Below are 16,174 nucleotides of genomic sequence, written 5' to 3'. Positions count from 1 at the left end.
CCAGATTACGGCTTGGACGGAACCGTGATTTTGCCGTCGACGATGTCCTTCTTGGCAGCGTCGAGCTTGTCCTTGATGTCGTCGATCTCGCCACCGGTGGTGGACAGACCCACGCCGTCGACCTTGAGGTCGTAGACGGTGTTGCTGCCGCCCTTGGCGCCGCCCTGGAAGGCCTTGACGAACTCGAAGACGCCGACGTCCACGCGCTTGAGCATCGAGGTCATGATGACCGACTGCAGGTCGGTCTCCTTGACCGTCTGCCGCTGGTCGGAGTCGACGCCGATGGCCTTCTTCTTGGCCGCGGCGGCCGCCTGGAACACGCCGAGGCCGGAGTCGCCGGCGGCGTGGTAGACGATGTCCGCGCCGTCCTGGTACATCTTCTCGGCCGCGACCTTGCCCTTGTCGGGGGCCTTGAAGCCGGAGAAGTCACCGTCGGGGGTGAGGTACTTGATGTCGATCTTAATGTCCGACTTGACCGACTTGGCGCCCATCACGAAGCCCGCCTGGAACTTCTTGATCAGGTCGTTCTCGACGCCGCCCACGAAGCCGACGTGGCCGGCCTCCGACTTGGTCGCCGCGGCGACGCCCGCCAGGTAGGAGCCCTGCTCCTCGGCGAACAGCAGGCCGGTCACGTTCGGGCCGTTGGAGGCCGAGTCGACGACGGCGAACTGCACGTCGGGGTACTCGGCGGCGGTCTTCTTGATGTCGTCGCCGTAGGCGAAGCCGACGCCGATGATGGGGTTGTAGCCCGCGTCCGCGAGCTGGCGCAGCAGGTCGCCGCGGTTGGAGCCGTCGGCCGCCGGGCTGAGCTCCTTGATGTCGGCGTTCAGCTCAGTCTTGGCCTTCTCCAGGCCGGCGTAGGCGGCGTCGTTGAACGACTTGTCGCCACGGCCGCCGACGTCGAACGCCAGACCGACCTTCAGCCCGCCCTTGGGGGCCTCGCTGCTCGCGCCGGAGCTCGGCTGCGTGCTCGCCGAGGTGCCTCCACCCTCGCTGCCACAGGCCGCGACTGCCATGAGCATGACGCCGGCTACCGAGCCGACGGCAATCCTGCTGAATCGCTTGCCGAGCAAGGCGACTCCCTTCCATTTCCTCGCCGTCGAACTTCATCGCAGGCGCGAAGAAACGTACGGCACCTGCACGGAAGATAGTTGCTTGACCAGGGCAGACCAAACCGGCACACAGGGTCGCAACCGCTCCGTTATCGACATCAAGCGCGTCCGTGACCTGAATCTGGGTTCAGGCACTTGGGACGGTGTCCGCAAGATTTTGCCCAAGTTTGGTAGGGAAGGGGCCCTTGCCGAGCGGTCGATCATGGCAGAGATTCCGATCAACGGTGGAAATTTCGTATCGGAGCCCCGTATGCAGCCTTGGAAGACACTGGCCGTACCGCTGGTCGCGATCCTCGCCGTGACCTTGGGCGGCCCCACCCCCGCGACGGCGGACACCCCCGCCCTGAAGATCGAGAACAACGCCACCCAGCCCGTCTTCTCCCGTGCCGACGCCGTCAAGCAGACGGTGTTCGTGGAGGTCGCCGGGACCGACAGCGACGACGACGGGAAACCCGACCGCGTCGCCATGGACATCCTGCGCCCCAAGGAGACCGACCAGGGACTCAAGGTCCCGGTGATCATGGAGGCCAGCCCGTACTACGCCCCGGGCAACGACGTCCCCAACCACCCCGTGGACGTGGACGAGAACGGCAACCCGCTGCCCACCCTGAAGTCGCCCTCGAACAAGCTCGCCAGTGAGCCGTTCGACGGCTACTACGACAACTACTTCCTGCCCCGCGGCTACGCCATCGCCCTGGTCGAGAACGTGGGCAGCGCCCGCGCGACCGGTTGCCCGACCTCCGGCGACCGCAACGAGACCGCCGGCCCCAAGGCCGCCATCGACTGGCTGAACGGCCGCGCCCGCGGCTTCGACGCCGACGGCAACGAGGTCAGTGCCACCTGGTCCACCGGCAAGGTCGGCATGATCGGCGTCTCCTACAACGGCACCCTGCCCAACGCCGTCGCCTCGACCGGCGTCGAGGGCCTGAAGACGATCGTCCCGATCGCCGCCATCTCCAGCTGGTACGACTACTACCGCGCCAACGGCGGCGTCCTGGCCCCCGGCGGCTACCAGGGCGAGGACCTGGACGTGCTGGCCAAGTTCGTGCTGACCAGGGACAAGGGCTTCGAGGTCTGCGGCGCCAAGATGGACGCCCTCGCCGCGGCCCAGGACCGGATCACCGGCGACTACGGCCCGCTCTGGGACGCCCGCAACTACCTCAACGACGTGAACAAGGTGAAGGCCAGCGTCTTCCTCGTGCACGGCCTCAACGACTGGAACGTCAAGACCAAGCAGTTCGCCCAATGGTGGAACGCCCTGGCCGAACGGCACGTGCCGCGCAAGATCTGGCTGCACCAGGGCACCCACATGAACCCCTTCAACCTGCGCACCGCCGAGTGGCTGCGCCAACTGCACGGCTGGTTCGACTACTGGTTGCAGGGCATCGACTCGGGCATCATGCGCGAGCCGCAGGCCGACGTGGAGATCGGCGTCGGCGAGTGGCAGCAGCACGCCTCCTGGCCGCTGCCCGGGGCCACGACGGTCTCGCTGCACCCGGCCGCGGGCGAACGGCTCGGCCTGCTGCCCCGGCCGCTGTCGCCCGAGGAGTCCTTCGTGGACCAGAGCGCCAGGAGCGCCGAGCAACTGGTGGAGGCGACCGGGGCCGATCCGAACCGGCTGGCGTACCGGACCGGCGAGCTGCCCGCCGACGTGCGGATCTCCGGCACGCCGACGGTGTCGGTGCGGGCCTCGTTCAAGGACGGCGCCTCGCCGTACCTGACGGCGTTGCTGGTGGACTACGGCACCGACGTGCGCCCGGACGGCAGCCTGCTCTCGACCGGCCAGAGCTACTGCTACGGCGAGGGCGTCCCGGGTGACACGGGCTGCACGACGCTGCGACGGCTCGGCACGGCGACGACCGCGTACAAGATCGTCTCCAGGGGATGGCTGGACGTGCGCAACCGCCATCGCGCCGACCGCACCGAACCGCTGCGCCCCGGCAAGGAGTACACCTTCACCTGGGACTTCCAGCCCAAGGACTACCTGTTCAAGAAGGGCCACCGGCTGGGCCTGGTGATCATCTCGACCGACCGCGACTACACCCTGCGTTACCCGGCGGGCACCCGGGTCACCGTGTCGCCGGGGCACTCGTCCCTGCGGCTGCCGGTGGTCTTCGGCAGGCTCTCCTGACACGCCGACGGCCCGCCGCGTCGCGCGGCGGGCCGTCGGACCCGGGCTCAGGCCATGGCGTTGTTGCTGATCGAGTCGAGCGGGCCGACGTCCCACAGCGCGGTCAGCGCCGTGGCGGCCATCACCCGCACGCCCATCGCGATCGCCTTCTCGTCGACGTCGAAGGTGCCCTGGTGGATGTCGTACGTGACGCCGTCGGGCGAGCGCGTGCCGAGCCGGGCGAAGGCCCCGGGGATCGACTCCAGGTACCAGGCGAAGTCCTCGCCGCCGAGCGACTGCTGGGTGGGCACCACCGCGCCGGCCCCGAGGGCCCGCTCGGCCGCCTCGGCCAGCATCTCGACGCTGACCTCGTCGTTGACGACCGGCGGCACGCCCCGCGTGTAGTCCATCACGGCCTCGACGCCGTACGCGCCGGCGACGGACTCCAGCAGGGCCTTGATCAGGTCGGGCGCGGCGTGCCAGGCGTTCTCGTCGAGGCAGCGGATCGTGCCCTCGGCGATGCCGTCGTCGGGGATGGCGTTGGCCGCCGAGCCCGCCTCGACCCGGCCCCAGACGAGGCTGAGCGACGAGCGCGGGTCGACCCGGCGGGAGAGCGCGGCGGGCAGCTCGGTGAGGATCTTGGCGAGGGCGAAGACCAGATCGGCCGTCAGGTGCGGACGGGCGGTGTGGCCGCCGGGGCCGGAGACCCTGACCACGAGCTTGTCGCAGGCCGAGGTGATGGGACCGCTCCGCAGGCCGAGCTGGCCGACGTCGACGCGCGGGTCGCAGTGGAGGCCGAAGATGCGGTCGACGCCGCTGATGCCGCCGTGGGCCATGACCTCCAGGGCGCCGCCGGGCAGCTCCTCGGCGGGCTGGAAGATCAGCCGGACCCGGCCGGGCAGCAGACCGGCCGCGGCCTGCTGGGCCAGGAAGATCGAGGTGCCGAGCAGGACCGTGGTGTGCACGTCGTGGCCGCAGGCGTGGCACGCGCCGGGGACGGTGGAGCGGTAGGGCACGTCCTTCTCGTCCTGGAGCGGGAGCGCGTCGATGTCGGCCCGCAGGGCGATGGTCGGGCCGTCGCCGCTGCCCACCTCGCAGACGAGGCCGGTGCCGCGCGGCAGCACCGACGGGGTCAGCCCCGCGGCGGTCAGCCGGTCGGCGATGCGCTGGGTCGTGCGGTATTCGGCGAAGGCCAGCTCAGGATGCATGTGAAGGTCGCGACGGAACGCCACCAGCTCCTGCTCGATCTCCGCCAGGAACGCGTCCAGCTCTCCCCGCAGCTCACGTCCCCGCATATGTCACCATCCATCCCGTCGAGGCCGCGCGTCCCACGCGGCGACGGCGGCTCATAACGCTCTCGAAAATCATCCATCCTGCGGTAGCCACCTGGTTGAGGCGGCCGCTCGGCGAATCAAAAGCCACACCCGGAGGTTTCGGTGCGCGAGATCGTCAGCACGGGCTTCGCGTTCATCGGTCGCAGCAGCCCGGGTGCACGGCGGTAAGCCGTGAGCCCGATGGCGATGCTTCTGACTTTATCGCTCCCGTGCGCCTTCGCGCCGACAGATACACCAAAAGTTGGCCGACGGCATGCCCGTAACCGCAGGTGGTCACGTTCCGCACATGTCCGCCTGATCCGGAAAATAGTCACAAGGGATCATTAGATGGTGACCCGATGTCGCCACTTCCAAACGTGCTCACCGATTTTGAATCCTGTCACCTTCTGTCATGGTCATGACACTTTGTCGCTTGCTGCATTTGTGAAGAATGCGTGTTTCACTCGCTATATGATCACTAATATCCCGTTCGGGGAGAAGTATGCCGGGTTGAGCATCTTCGAGCCGAGTGAGGGGACCCTGGTGGTCGTACCCTCGCTCTCCCTGCCGCAGGACGAGCTCCGCCGCATCACGGCAGCCCGATCGTACGAGGAGCGCCTTCTCTTCCTCCTCCTGACGCTCCGGGAACCCGGGGTCAAGGTGATCTACCTCTCCTCCGCGCCGATCGATCCCGACATCATCGACTACTACCTCAGCTTCCTCCCCGACCCGGACGACGCCGCCAAGCGCCTGGAGCTCATCAGCCTCGACGAGCCCTGGTCGCAACCCCTCACCCGGACGCTGCTGCGCCGACCCGACGTCCTCGACCGGTTACGGTCGGCGATCGACGCCGACGCCTGGCTGGTGCCGTTCGTCCTCAGCGAGACCGAGGAGGAGCTGGCCGCGTCACTCAACGTCCCCATCTACGGACCCGCCACCTCGCTGGCCTACTACGGCTCCAAGAGCGGAGCCCGCGAGGTCGGGCACGAGGCCGGCGTGCCCATGGCCCGCGGCTTCGGCGACGTGCACAGCATCATCGCGATCGACGAGGCCATCGACTCGCTGCCCGGCGAACGGGTGATCGTCAAGCTCAACGACGGCTACTCGGGCCTGGGCAACGCCATCGTCAGCAAGGCCGACCGCTCACTGACCCGATTTTCGGCGGCCGGGGAGACCTGGACCAGCTTCACGACGAAGATCAGGGAGCGCGGCGCGGTGGTGGAGGAGTTCATCGAACATCGCCCGCTCTACTACCCGAGCGCCCTGGCTCGAATCACGCCGGGCGGGCACGCGGCCGTGCTGGCCACGCACGACCAGGTGCTCGGCGGCCCCAACAACGACGTCTACCAGGGCTGCACGTTCCCCGCCGCCCCGGAGTACCGGCACGAGGTGGGCGAGTCGGCCGAGCGCATCGCCGGCATCCTGGCCGAGCGCGGCGTGGTCGGCCTGTTCGGCATGGACTTCTTCGCCCTCAAGGCCGACGCCGGGTACGCCGCGCTGCTGTGCGAGATCAACCTGCGGATCGGCGGCACCACGCACCCGTACGGCGCCGCGGTGCTGACGACCGGAGCCAGGTACGACCCGGCCACCGGCCTCCTCATGGCCGGGAACCAGCCGAAGTTCTACACCGCGACCGACAACTGCTCCTCGTCCTGCCTGCGTGGCCGCACGCCGGGCGAGGTCATGCGCACCGCCCGCCGGCTCGGGATCGGCTTCGACGCCGACCGGCGCACGGGCAACGTCTTCCACCTGCTCGGCGCACTCCCCGAGTACGGGAAGCTGGGCTTCACCACCATCGGCGACTCGCGCGAGGAGGCCGACGAGCTGCACGCGCTCACCCGGCGCCTTCTTTGCGACGCCTGATCCCGGCCTCCCGCAGACCGCGCCACCCGATCACCGCCAGCACCGCGCCGAGGATCACGTTGACCGCGATCAGGATGCCGTGCACGACGTAGAAGCCGGTGGGATGTCCGTCGGCCAAGTTAAACCCCAGGTTGATCCACTCGACGATCATGAACACGCCGAGGATGACGAGGAAACCGGCGATCTTTGGTGACATGGTCATCTCTCCAGTATCGAAGGCGGATCATCCGGGGAATGTGTCGCCACATGGGCATTCACACGGAGCTACGCTGAGACCGCCATGTGGACGAAATTTGTGCCGGTTACGGCACTTCTCGCAGCGGTCACGCTCACGAGCGGGACCGCATCCGCCACGCCGACGACGCCTGTCGGCGGTGACGCGCTGGGAAGCCGTGGGCTGGTGCAACCCCAAGGCGTCAAGGCGCCCCCCGAGAGCAAGGCTACTTCCTACGTCATCGCGGACGTGGAGACGGGTCAGGTGCTCGCCGCGAAGGACGCGCACGGTCGCTACCTGCCGGCGAGCACCCTCAAGACGCTCACGGCGCTGACGCTGCTCCCGAAGCTCGACAAGAACCGCAAGGTCCGGCCGAGCCAGAACGCCTGCAACCAGGAGGGCACGGCGGTCGGGCTGACGCCCAAGATGACGTACAAGGTCGACGACCTGTTCCGGGCGCTGATGATGTCCTCGGGCAACGACGCCGCCATGGCGCTGGCCGAGACGAACGGCAGCGTGGCCCAGACCATGCGCGACATGAACGCCGAGGCCAAGCGGTTGCAGGCGTACGACACGGTGGCCAAGACCCCGAGCGGCCTGGACAAGCCCGGCCAGAGCAGCTCGGCGTACGACTTGGCGCTCATCGCCCGCGCCGGCCTCGCAAACCCCGATTTCCGGCGATATATCAGTACAAAGGTTGCCAAGTTTCCAGCGCCCAAGGACTACTACGAGATCAGCAACCACAACAAGCTGCTCTGGCGCTACCAGGGCATGATCGGCGTCAAGAACGGCTGGACGTCGAAGGCGCAGGGCAGCTTCGTCGGCGCGGCCACGCGCGGCGGCCACACGATCCTCGTCACGATCATGCGGCACGAGGGCTACTTCTGGGACGAGGTGGCCAAGCTGCTCGACTGGGGCTTCTCGGTCAGGGGCAAGGCGGCCCCGGTCGGGCAGCTCGTCGAGCCGGTGCCCGACCGGGTGCAGGCCGCCCCGCAGGCGCCGGTCTCGAAGGTGACGCCGGCCGCCCAGCCACCGCTGCTCGACGCCGCCGCCTCGAAGCAGACCGACTCCACCCGCACGGTCGGGTCGGCCGTGATCGGCGGCGGCCTGCTGTTCGGGCTGGTGTGGCTCGGCTTCGGCATCCGCCGCAAGCGCAACAGGTCCCGCCTCTGACGACAGGGCGTGGCGGGGTCCGGACTGGGCCCCGAGGAGGGGGCCGGGTCAGGGTTCCGAGGTCGGGCGCGGGGTCGCGCCCTTGCACTCGGGGCCGGGCGCCGGGCCCTGGTCGGCCGCCGGCACCTCCGTCGGGTCCCCCAGCGACGGGATCGGCGACGGGGACGGCGGCGGGCACAACCCCGTGGTGGACGTCCAGGCGGCGGCCAGCAGCACGAGCCGGGCGGAGAAGTTCATCCACACCAGCAACCCCACGGTGGCGGCGAACGCGCCGTAGACCGGGTTGCTGAGCGTGTGGCTGAGCAGCAGGCTCGCCAGCTGCTTGAGCAGCCCGAACCCGATCGCGCCGAGCAGCGCGCCCCTGACGATGACCTTGAAAGGCTCGGCGGGCTTGGCCACCCAGCCGAGCATGATCACGAACAGCACCCAGTCGGCCGCGACGCTCGCCACCACCGCGAAGATCCGGAACGCCTCGGTGCTGAGCAGCGAGTTGTCGCCGAAGACGCGATCGAGCACCTTGTCGGTGACCGTGGTCGCGGCCCCGGACACCAGCGCGGACACGACCAGCGTCGCCCCGAGCAGGATGACCGAGACCAGGTCGCGCAGCTTGCCCAGGAAGTAGTTGGGCGGCGGCACGGTGGTCATCGACATCTCGCGCAGCGCCGCGCGCAGGGCGTCCATCGCGCCGAGGCCGGCGTACAGGAGGCCGAGGAGGCCGATGATGCCCGCGGTGGTCCGGGCGCCGGCGATCTGCTCCAGGTTGAGGTCGGCCGCCATGCCCGGCAGCCGTTCGGTGATGGCGGTCTCCAGCGCCTCCCTGGTCGCGCTGCTGGCGTCGAGGGTGAAGCCGAGCACCGCGTACCCGAGCGCGAGCAGCGGGAAGAAGGACAGGAAGCAGAAATAGGTGACCGAGCCGGCCAGCCGGTCGCCGCCCTGGAGCTGGTAGCGGCGTACGGCCCTGACCAGGTGGTCGATCCACAGCCGGCGGACCCGCCAGTGGTCGAGCGTCCTGCGGCCCCAGGCGCGTATCGACGCGATCCGCTCGGTCAGACTCGCCTTCACGCCCTCACACCCCCTGCCGGAGGCGAACGATCACCTCGTCACGGCGTCGGCCGATTCTGTCAGTGACGCCAGGACCGCCGCCAGGTCCTGGTGGAGCATCTGCCCACCTCGCTTGACGGCACGCCCGCCGACCAGCACGGTTTCCACCGCGCTCGGGTCGGCGTTGAGCACGACGGCGCCGATCGGGTCGTGCGCCGCCGCCATGCCGAGCGTGTCCGTACGCAGCAGTTGCAGGTCGGCCTGCTTGCCCGGCCGCAGCGAGCCGACGACGTCGCCCAGGCCCACCACCTCGGCCCCCTCGACGGTGGCCATGCGCAGCACGTCGCGGGTGGTGAAGCCCATGCCCCCGCCGCCCGGCCGGCCGCGTTCCAGCAGGTACGCCGCCCTCATCAGGCTGAACATGTCGCCCGGCGCGCAGCTCACCGTGTCGATGCCGAGACCGGTCGGGATGCCCGCCGCCCTGGCCCGTCCGGTGACCGGGTAGCCCATCCCGAGCGTCATCTCGTCCACCGGCGAGACCGACACGCTGCCGCCGCTGCCGGCGACGCGCTTGAGGTCGTCGTCGCTGTAGCTGGTGGCGTGCACGTACGTGGTCCGGGGCCCGAGCAGGCCGTTCGTCTCCAGGAAGGCCAGGCCGCGGGCGGCTCCGTCCGGGCCCCCGACGCCCATGTGCACGGTGACCGGCAGGTCGAGCTCGCGGGCCAGACGCCATTCCGCCAGCGCGTGCTCCTCGCCCACGATCTCCGGCCCGAGCGCGGCGACGACCATGGTGACCCGCCCGCCGCCCGCCCCGAAGTGCTCCCCGTGCACCCGCAGCCCCTCGCGGACGAGCCCGCCGGGCTCGCCTCCGTGGCACCAGCCGAGCACGGCCCTGATCCCCGAGTCGCGCAGCGCCCGCACGGTCGCCTCGGTGTGGGCGGGCGAGAGCTGGATGTGGGACCAGTCGAGCAGCGTGGTGATGCCGGTGTCGAGGCATTCCAGCGCGCCGGCCAGGTTGCCCGCGTAGACGTCGGCCGGGCGGTAGCCGGGGGCCAGCTCGTTGAGCACGCGGCGCAGGTAGCCGTCGAAGGCGAGGTCGGGGGCGACCGCCCTGATGCCGGCCTGCCAGGTGTGCCGGTGGGTGTCGACGAACCCGGGCAGCACGATCCGCCCGGTCGCGTCGATCACCTCGGCACCGGGGACGTCGGGCAGGCCGGGGCCCACCTCGGCGATCAGGCCGTCCTCGACGCGCACGTCCACCTGGCCGAGCACCACGGGCTCGGGCTCGGTGTCGATCACGGTGCCGTTCTTGATCAGGAGAGTTGTCATGCCAGAAAGCTTAAGAGGAAGCTTTTCGAAAAGCAATCTGGCGATGGGTATTCTCGATGGCGTGAAACCGGATGAGATCGACGCGATGGTGCCGCGCTGGACGGAGTCCGGGCTGTCGTCATCGCTGATCGCCGGTCTGGAGCTGAGCAAGCGCCTGTCCCGGCTGCACCTGGTCTTCGAGCAGGCGATCAAGGCCGAGCTGGCCGAGCTGGGGCTGACCTACGCCGAGTTCGACGTGCTGGCCGCGCTCACCCGTACGCCGGCGCCGCACCGGATGAAGCCGAGCGAGCTGTCCAAGGCGCTGCTGCTCACCTCGGGGGGCACCAGCAACGTGCTGCAACGCCTGACGACGGCGGGCTACGTCGAGCGGGAGGCCAACGCGGGCGACGCGCGCAGCCGATGGGTACAGCTCACGGCCGAGGGCCTCCGGGTGGCCCTGACGGCGCTCGACGCGTCGTCGCGGGCGCACGAGGAGGTGCTGGCCGGGGTGCCGGAACAGGACGTCAGAGCGGCGGCCGACGCGCTGCGCGAGGTGCTCGGCCTCGTCGGCCGCCGCCGCTTCCGCTAGCTCGCACGCAGGGCGTGGCGGTCGGCCCACGAGCGGATCGCCGCCGCGATGCCCTCCGGCTGGTCCTCCGGGGCGTGGTGGCCGGCCGGGCCCAGGTGCTCGATCTCCAGCGCCGAGATGTTGCCGGCGCACCAGTCGAGCACCTCGCCCTGGATGAGCAGGGTTGGCGAGGAGTCGAAGGTGAGCAGCAGCTTGGGCACGTCGCCGCTGCTCGCCAGCCACTTGTCGTAACGCTCGACCGCCTCGGTCACGTCGGCGGGGTCGCCGTCGAGCGGGATCGAGCGCGCCCACTGCAGCAGCGGCCGGCGGCTCTCCCTGGTCGCGTACGCCTCCAGGTACGGCCGCATCTCCTCCTCGCTCAGCGGGTTCAGCACCCCGCCCGTGTAGGCCGTCCGCACCAGGAAGTCGTCGTCGAGCACCAGCCGCTCGCCCTCCTCGCTCCTGATCAGCTCGCCGCGGGCGCGCGGCCCCTCGCCCAGTTCGCTCCAGCTCATCGGCCGCACGATGGTCTCGAAGAAGGCCACCCCGCGCACCCGGTCCGGATGCCGCGCCGCCCAGTCGAAGGCCAGCGCGCCACCCCAGTCGTGCCCGACCAGCACCACGTCCTCCAGGCCGAGCCGGTCGAACCAGGCGTCGAGGTAGCGGGCGTGATCGGTGAAACGGTAGGCCAGGTCGGGCTTGCCCGAACGGCCCATGCCGATCAGGTCGGGGGCCAGCAACCGGCCGGGCCCGCCCACCGCGGGGAGCACGTTGCGCCACAGGTGGGAGGAGTTCGGGTTGCCGTGCAGGAAGACGATCGGGACACCCTCGCCCCGGTCCTCGTAGTACATGGTCGAGTCCAGCACATCGACAACAGGCATGACACGCCTCTTTCGTTTGTCTCTCTAACGTTCGTTGCACTAACGAAAGTACATCGTTAGTGCCACTAACGCAACCGGGATAGGATCGCCGGCATGAGCCACGACATGACCGACGCCGGCGACCAGGCCGCCCCCGCTCGCCTGCGCAGCCTGCCGAGCCGCCTGCTGGCCCACGTCGCGACGCAGGCCGACCGTCTGGTCACCGAACGGCTCGCGGACGCCGACGCGCGCAAGTGGCACTACGCGGTGCTCGTCGCGCTGCGCGAGGCCGGCCCGGCCAGCCAGGCGGAGCTGAGCCGGCGCACCGGGATCTACCGCAGCGACATGGTCGCGCTGCTCAACGAGCTGGCCGAGCGCGACCTCGTCGAGCGCGCACCCGACCCCGCCGACCGCAGGCGCAACGTGATCTCCATGACCGAGCGCGGCCGCGACCGGCTCACCCGGCTCGACGCGCTGGTCGACACCGTCCAGGACGAGCTGCTGGCCCCCCTGACCGGCCCCGAGCGCGACCAGCTCACCGGGCTGCTCGCACGGCTGCGCGACCACCACTCCCAACCATCCCAATAGTGGGCAAAAACCAGTAAAAGCCGAGGCGCGGGAGCTTGCCGACATACCTCCTGACCAGGGGGAACGCATGGCAGCGCCGGTCCGGTGACCCTAGCCTGTGCTGTGTCGGGACCTAGCCAGGAGGCGTCACCCCCATGACCGAAATCAGCACCGGGCAGATGGTGCGACTCCAACGCGAACGAAGGGGCATGAGCACGACCGCGCTGGCGACCCAGTCCGGCTGCACCACCCGGCACATCGAACTGATCGAACACGGCAAACGCACTCCCTCGCTGCCCCTTCTCCGCGAGATCGCCAAGGTCCTCGGCGTACGCACCGCCGTGCTCCTGGGCGAGACCCCCCGCGACTCCCACGAGCCCAGCAGGCCGCAGATCCGCGACATCGAACGGGCCCTGTTCTCCTGCCGGGCCGGCGAGCCCGACCTCGAACCGCCCGACGCCGGGCAACTGACCGAACGCGTGGCGGCGGCGCGCAACGCCTGGTTCACCTCGGCCCGCCGGTACTCGATCCTGATGGCCGCGCTGCCCTCGCTGGTGGCCGACGCCGAGAGCCTGGCGGCCGAGCGCACGCCCACGGCATACAGGGCGGCGACGGACGCGTACATGCTGGCCAGAGGGGTGCTCAAGCACCTGCAGCGGGTGGATCTCGCGCACCTGGCCGCCGACCGGGCCATGCGCTACGCCGAGGAGTCGGCCGACCCGCTGATGCTCGCCTGGGCCCACTGGAACCTCGGCCAGTCGATGCTCTCCGACGACATGCACCAGATCGCCCACGACGTGGCCCGGCGCGGCATCGAGATCCTCGAACCCCACGTGGCCGACGGCGACGTCCGGCACATCAAGGCCCTCGGCGCGCTGCACCTGCTGGCCGCCATCAGCGCGGCCCGGGGCGGCGACGACGACCAGGCCAGGGAGACCGTGCGCGGCACCGCCGCCCGGCTGGCCGAACACGCCGACGACCACTCCGGCGCCTACGACCTGGCCTTCTTCGGCCCCACCAACGTGGCCATCCACATGGCCAGCATCGAGAACGACACCGCCCACCCCGAGGCCGTGCTGCGGCTGGCCGACGACATCGACATCCGCAGGACGCCCTCCATCGAGCGGCGCACCACGCACCTGTGCCACGTCGCCCGCGCCTGCGAGGACCTGGGCGACGACGCCGCGAGCCTGGTCTACCTGCTGCGCATCGAGCGCGAGAGCCCCGAGGAGCTCGACCACAAGCTGCTGCTGCGGGAGATGGTCCGCTCGCTGGTGCGCCGCGCGCGGCCGTCGTGGGCGCCGGAGGTGCGCTTCCTCGCCGAACGGCACAACATCGACGTCTGAGGCCGGCGACCGAACTCCGAGTTCGCTCCGGCCGAACAGGGAGATCTGTCACCGCGGTTCGTCACGGAGAGGCGCCGGGGTGGCACTGTGCGTCCCATGACCACAACGCCGAGTGCCGCCGTCGTCATGGAACGTCTGCTGGAGGAGGCGATGCGCGAGTTCCCCGGCTGGGCGTTCAGCCGGGGACGAGCGGGATGGACCGCCGTGTCGGGCGACGTCCGGCTCACCGGCCGGAGCCTGGCGGCGCTGCGCGCCCGGCTGCGCGTACGCCCGCTCGACCGCTCAGGCGCGCGCCCCGGATGACCCGTGAAGGGCGGCGACCCGCCGCCCTTCCGGCCTCAGAGCTTGGGCAGGAAGCCCACGCGGTCGCGGACCTCGGCCATCGTCTGCCGGGCCACGGTCGCGGCGCGCTCGGCGCCGACGGCCAGCAGGCGGTCGAGCTCGGCCTCGTCGGCCAGCAGCTTCTCCGTGCGCTCCCGGATCGGCGTGAACGTCTCCACGACCGCCTCGGCGACGTCCTTCTTGAACGTGCCGTAGCCCTGGCCCTCGTAGCGGGCGACCAGGTCGGGGATCGGGGTGCCGGTCAGCGCCGACTGGATGCGCAGCAGGTTGGAGATGCCCGGCTTGTTCTCCTCGTCGAACAGCACCTCCGAGCCCGTGTCGGTCACCGCGCGCATGACCTTCTTGCGCAGCGGCCCCGGCTGCTCCAGCACGTCGAGGATGCCCGCCGGGCTGGAGGACGACTTCGACATCTTCGCCGTCGGGTCCTGGAGGTCGGTGATCTTCTCGACCTCCTTGAGGATGTACGGGTCGGGCAGCGTGAACGTGTCGCCGAAGCGGTGGTTGAAGCGCTGACCGAGGTCGCGGGTGAGCTCCAGGTGCTGCTTCTGGTCGGCCCCCACCGGGACGGCGTTGGCCTGGTAGAGCAGGATGTCGGCGGCCTGGAGGATCGGGTAGGTGAACAGCCCGACGCTGGCCGCGCTCTCGCCGAACTTGGCCGACTTGTCCTTGAACTGCGTCATCCGGGCCGCCTCGCCCATGCCGGTGAGGCAGATCAGGATCCAGGCGAGCTCGGTGTGCTCGCGCACGTGCGACTGCACGAAGACGGTCGAGCGCTCGGCGTCGAGCCCGGCGGCGAAGAGCTGCGCGGCGGCCACCCGGCTGCGCCTGCGCAGGGCGGCGGGCTCGGTCGGCACGGTGATCGCGTGAAGATCGACCACGCAGTAGAAGGCGTCGTGGGTCTCCTGCATCGTGACCCACTGACGGACCGCACCCAGGTAGTTGCCCAGGTGGAATGAGTCCGCGGTGGGCTGGATGCCGGAGAGAACACGAGGTCTGGCCATAGCAGGCAATTGTGTCAGGAATCCTGGTCGGGCGGCGACTCGACGGCGGCCCGGCGTTTCACCCTCACCCGCGCGATGCGGCGCACGTCCAGCTCGGTGACCGTGAGCTCGAAGCCCTGGACCTCCACCTGCTCGCCGACGGCCGGCACGTGCCCCAGCATGGCCATCACGAACCCGCCCAGCGTCTCGTACGGGCCGTCGGGCAGCCGTACGCCGGTCTCGACGGCGAAGTCGTTGAGGTTGGTCAGGCCGTCGATCTCGATCTCGCCGGCGGGCAGGACGACGACGTCCTCCTCGACGTCGTACTCGTCCCTGATGTCGCCGATCAGCTCCTCGACCAGGTCCTCCATGGTGACGATGCCCGCGGTGCCGCCGTACTCGTCGACCACGATGGCCAGGTGCTGGCCCTCGTCGCGCATCTCGTTCAGGGTGCTCAGCAGACGCTTGGAGGCGGGCACGAACTTGGCGGGCCGGACCGGCACCACCGCGCTGATGGGCTCGGTGCGGCCGATCAGCGCGGGGTCGAGCAGGTCGCGCACGTGCACGAAACCGATGACCTCGTCGTATGACTCGCGGTACACGGGGAAGCGGGAGTGCGGCAGCGTGGCGGCCAGGTGCGCGGCCTCGGCCAGCGGCGTCTCGGCGTCCATGAACTCGACCTCGGTGCGGGGCAGCATGACTTCGCGGAGCTGGCGCTTGCCGGCGGCGAACACCTCGGCGATGAGCTTGCGCTCGTCGGCCGTGAGCTCGGCGTGCCCGACGACCATGTCGCGCAGCTCCTCGGTGGTGACCTCCTCCCGGTCGGCCTCCGGGTTGCCGCCGAGCAGCCGGACGACCAGGTCGGTCGACTTCGACAACATCCAGATGATCGGCCGGGACAGCGAGGCGATGCGGTCGAGGAAGGGCGCGACGAACAGCGACAGCCCCTCGGTCCGTTGCAGGGCCAGCCGCTTGGGGGCCAGCTCGCCGAGCACCAGCGAGACGTACGAGATGGCCAGCGTCACCAGCACGAGCCCGAGCACGGACGCGACGCCCTGCGGCACCCCCCAGCGTTCGAGCACCGGGACAAGCTGCATCCCGAGCCGGTCGGCGCCGAAGGCGGCCGAGAGCATGGTGGCGACGGTCACCCCGATCTGCACCGCCGACAGGAAGCGGTTGGGGTCGCGGGCGAGCTTGGCCACGCGCTCGCCCCTGCGGCCGCGCTCGGCGAGCTTGCGGACCTGGCTCTCACGCAGGGAGACCATCGCGATCTCCGCGCCCGCGAAGAACCCGCCGACCAGGATGAAGAGCAGGACCAGGGCGATGTTCGCCCCGAGGGTGTCAAACATGGTGGTTGGCAGCGTACTCGGCGGGTTT

15 protein-coding genes are annotated in these 16,174 nt (G+C 70.0%); 7 read left to right on the top strand and 8 right to left on the bottom strand.

The genetic code is table 11. From position 1 onward, the window contains the following. Nucleotides 1–5 precede the first annotated feature (5 nt). Nucleotides 6–1,073 carry a BMP family ABC transporter substrate-binding protein gene (locus tag ACIA8R_RS23955; RefSeq protein WP_364086122.1) on the bottom strand — a complete coding sequence of 356 codons (1,068 nt, stop codon included), beginning with the start codon at nucleotides 1,071–1,073 and terminating at the stop codon, nucleotides 6–8. A 289-nt stretch (nucleotides 1,074–1,362) separates the two neighbouring features. Between ACIA8R_RS23955 and ACIA8R_RS23950 the strand changes: the two genes are divergently transcribed. Further along, nucleotides 1,363–3,243 carry a Xaa-Pro dipeptidyl-peptidase gene (locus ACIA8R_RS23950; RefSeq protein WP_364086120.1) on the top strand — a complete coding sequence of 627 codons (1,881 nt, stop codon included), beginning with the start codon at nucleotides 1,363–1,365 and terminating at the stop codon, nucleotides 3,241–3,243. Nucleotides 3,244–3,290: 47 nt separating this feature from the next. Here the strand turns inward: ACIA8R_RS23950 and ACIA8R_RS23945 are convergent, their stop codons facing one another. Continuing rightward, nucleotides 3,291–4,517 (bottom strand): M20 family metallopeptidase, encoded by a 1,227-nt coding sequence (locus tag ACIA8R_RS23945; RefSeq protein ID WP_357707707.1) that lies wholly within the window; start codon nucleotides 4,515–4,517, stop codon nucleotides 3,291–3,293. 489 nt (nucleotides 4,518–5,006) lie between these two features. Between ACIA8R_RS23945 and ACIA8R_RS23940 the strand changes: the two genes are divergently transcribed. Next, nucleotides 5,007–6,398 carry a peptide ligase PGM1-related protein gene (locus tag ACIA8R_RS23940; RefSeq protein WP_357707709.1) on the top strand — a complete coding sequence of 464 codons (1,392 nt, stop codon included), beginning with the start codon at nucleotides 5,007–5,009 and terminating at the stop codon, nucleotides 6,396–6,398. On the opposite strand, the gene ACIA8R_RS23935 is transcribed toward ACIA8R_RS23940, so the two are convergent. Further along, the gene (locus ACIA8R_RS23935) at nucleotides 6,370–6,600 is read right to left on the bottom strand and encodes an SCO4848 family membrane protein (protein ID WP_357707710.1); all 231 of its coding nucleotides are present in this window, start codon (nucleotides 6,598–6,600) and stop codon (nucleotides 6,370–6,372) included. The two genes, ACIA8R_RS23940 and ACIA8R_RS23935, sit on opposite strands and share 29 nt — an antisense overlap. A gap of 198 nt (nucleotides 6,601–6,798) precedes the next feature. Between ACIA8R_RS23935 and ACIA8R_RS23930 the strand changes: the two genes are divergently transcribed. Further along, nucleotides 6,799–7,785: a D-alanyl-D-alanine carboxypeptidase gene (locus ACIA8R_RS23930; RefSeq protein WP_364086116.1), complete on the top strand. Its 987-nt coding sequence runs from the start codon at nucleotides 6,799–6,801 to the stop codon at nucleotides 7,783–7,785. A 48-nt stretch (nucleotides 7,786–7,833) separates the two neighbouring features. On the opposite strand, the gene ACIA8R_RS23925 is transcribed toward ACIA8R_RS23930, so the two are convergent. Then, nucleotides 7,834–8,847, bottom strand: a complete 1,014-nt coding sequence (locus ACIA8R_RS23925) for a YihY/virulence factor BrkB family protein (protein ID WP_364086114.1) — start codon at nucleotides 8,845–8,847, stop codon at nucleotides 7,834–7,836. Between the two features lie 30 nt (nucleotides 8,848–8,877). After that, entirely contained in the window at nucleotides 8,878–10,155 is a 1,278-nt protein-coding gene (locus tag ACIA8R_RS23920) for an amidohydrolase family protein (RefSeq protein WP_397040432.1), read from the bottom strand. Nucleotides 10,156–10,216: 61 nt separating this feature from the next. Here ACIA8R_RS23920 and ACIA8R_RS23915 point away from each other — a divergent pair, with 61 nt between their 5' ends. Beyond that, a complete protein-coding gene (locus tag ACIA8R_RS23915) occupies nucleotides 10,217–10,723 on the top strand; it encodes a MarR family winged helix-turn-helix transcriptional regulator (RefSeq protein WP_357707717.1) in 507 nt (168 codons plus the stop codon). Here ACIA8R_RS23915 and ACIA8R_RS23910 read toward each other — a convergent pair. Further along, complete coding sequence (locus tag ACIA8R_RS23910; protein ID WP_364086109.1) at nucleotides 10,720–11,583, bottom strand: haloalkane dehalogenase; 864 nt, start codon at nucleotides 11,581–11,583, stop codon at nucleotides 10,720–10,722. The genes ACIA8R_RS23915 and ACIA8R_RS23910 overlap by 4 nt on opposite strands. A 93-nt stretch (nucleotides 11,584–11,676) precedes the next feature. Between ACIA8R_RS23910 and ACIA8R_RS23905 the strand changes: the two genes are divergently transcribed. From ACIA8R_RS23905 to ACIA8R_RS23895, 3 genes are all read left to right on the top strand, one after another. Next, nucleotides 11,677–12,150 carry a MarR family transcriptional regulator gene (locus tag ACIA8R_RS23905; protein ID WP_357707720.1) on the top strand — a complete coding sequence of 158 codons (474 nt, stop codon included), beginning with the start codon at nucleotides 11,677–11,679 and terminating at the stop codon, nucleotides 12,148–12,150. Between the two features lie 134 nt (nucleotides 12,151–12,284). Further along, complete coding sequence (locus ACIA8R_RS23900; protein ID WP_397040429.1) at nucleotides 12,285–13,475, top strand: helix-turn-helix domain-containing protein; 1,191 nt, start codon at nucleotides 12,285–12,287, stop codon at nucleotides 13,473–13,475. Between the two features lie 96 nt (nucleotides 13,476–13,571). Then, on the top strand, nucleotides 13,572–13,778 hold the full coding sequence (locus tag ACIA8R_RS23895; protein WP_357707724.1) for a hypothetical protein: 207 nt from the start codon (nucleotides 13,572–13,574) through the stop codon (nucleotides 13,776–13,778). A gap of 35 nt (nucleotides 13,779–13,813) precedes the next feature. Here the strand turns inward: ACIA8R_RS23895 and trpS are convergent, their stop codons facing one another. Further along, nucleotides 13,814–14,818, bottom strand: a complete 1,005-nt coding sequence (gene trpS, locus ACIA8R_RS23890) for a tryptophan--tRNA ligase (RefSeq protein WP_357707725.1) — start codon at nucleotides 14,816–14,818, stop codon at nucleotides 13,814–13,816. 14 nt (nucleotides 14,819–14,832) lie between these two features. Further along, nucleotides 14,833–16,146: a hemolysin family protein gene (locus ACIA8R_RS23885; RefSeq protein WP_397040427.1), complete on the bottom strand. Its 1,314-nt coding sequence runs from the start codon at nucleotides 16,144–16,146 to the stop codon at nucleotides 14,833–14,835. Between the last annotated feature and the right edge of the window lie 28 nt (nucleotides 16,147–16,174).

The sequence above is a fragment of the Nonomuraea sp. NPDC051191 genome (assembly GCF_044455665.1).
Classification (GTDB): Bacteria; Actinomycetota; Actinomycetes; order Streptosporangiales; family Streptosporangiaceae; genus Nonomuraea.
This window is presented reverse-complemented; position numbering and strand designations above follow the sequence as displayed.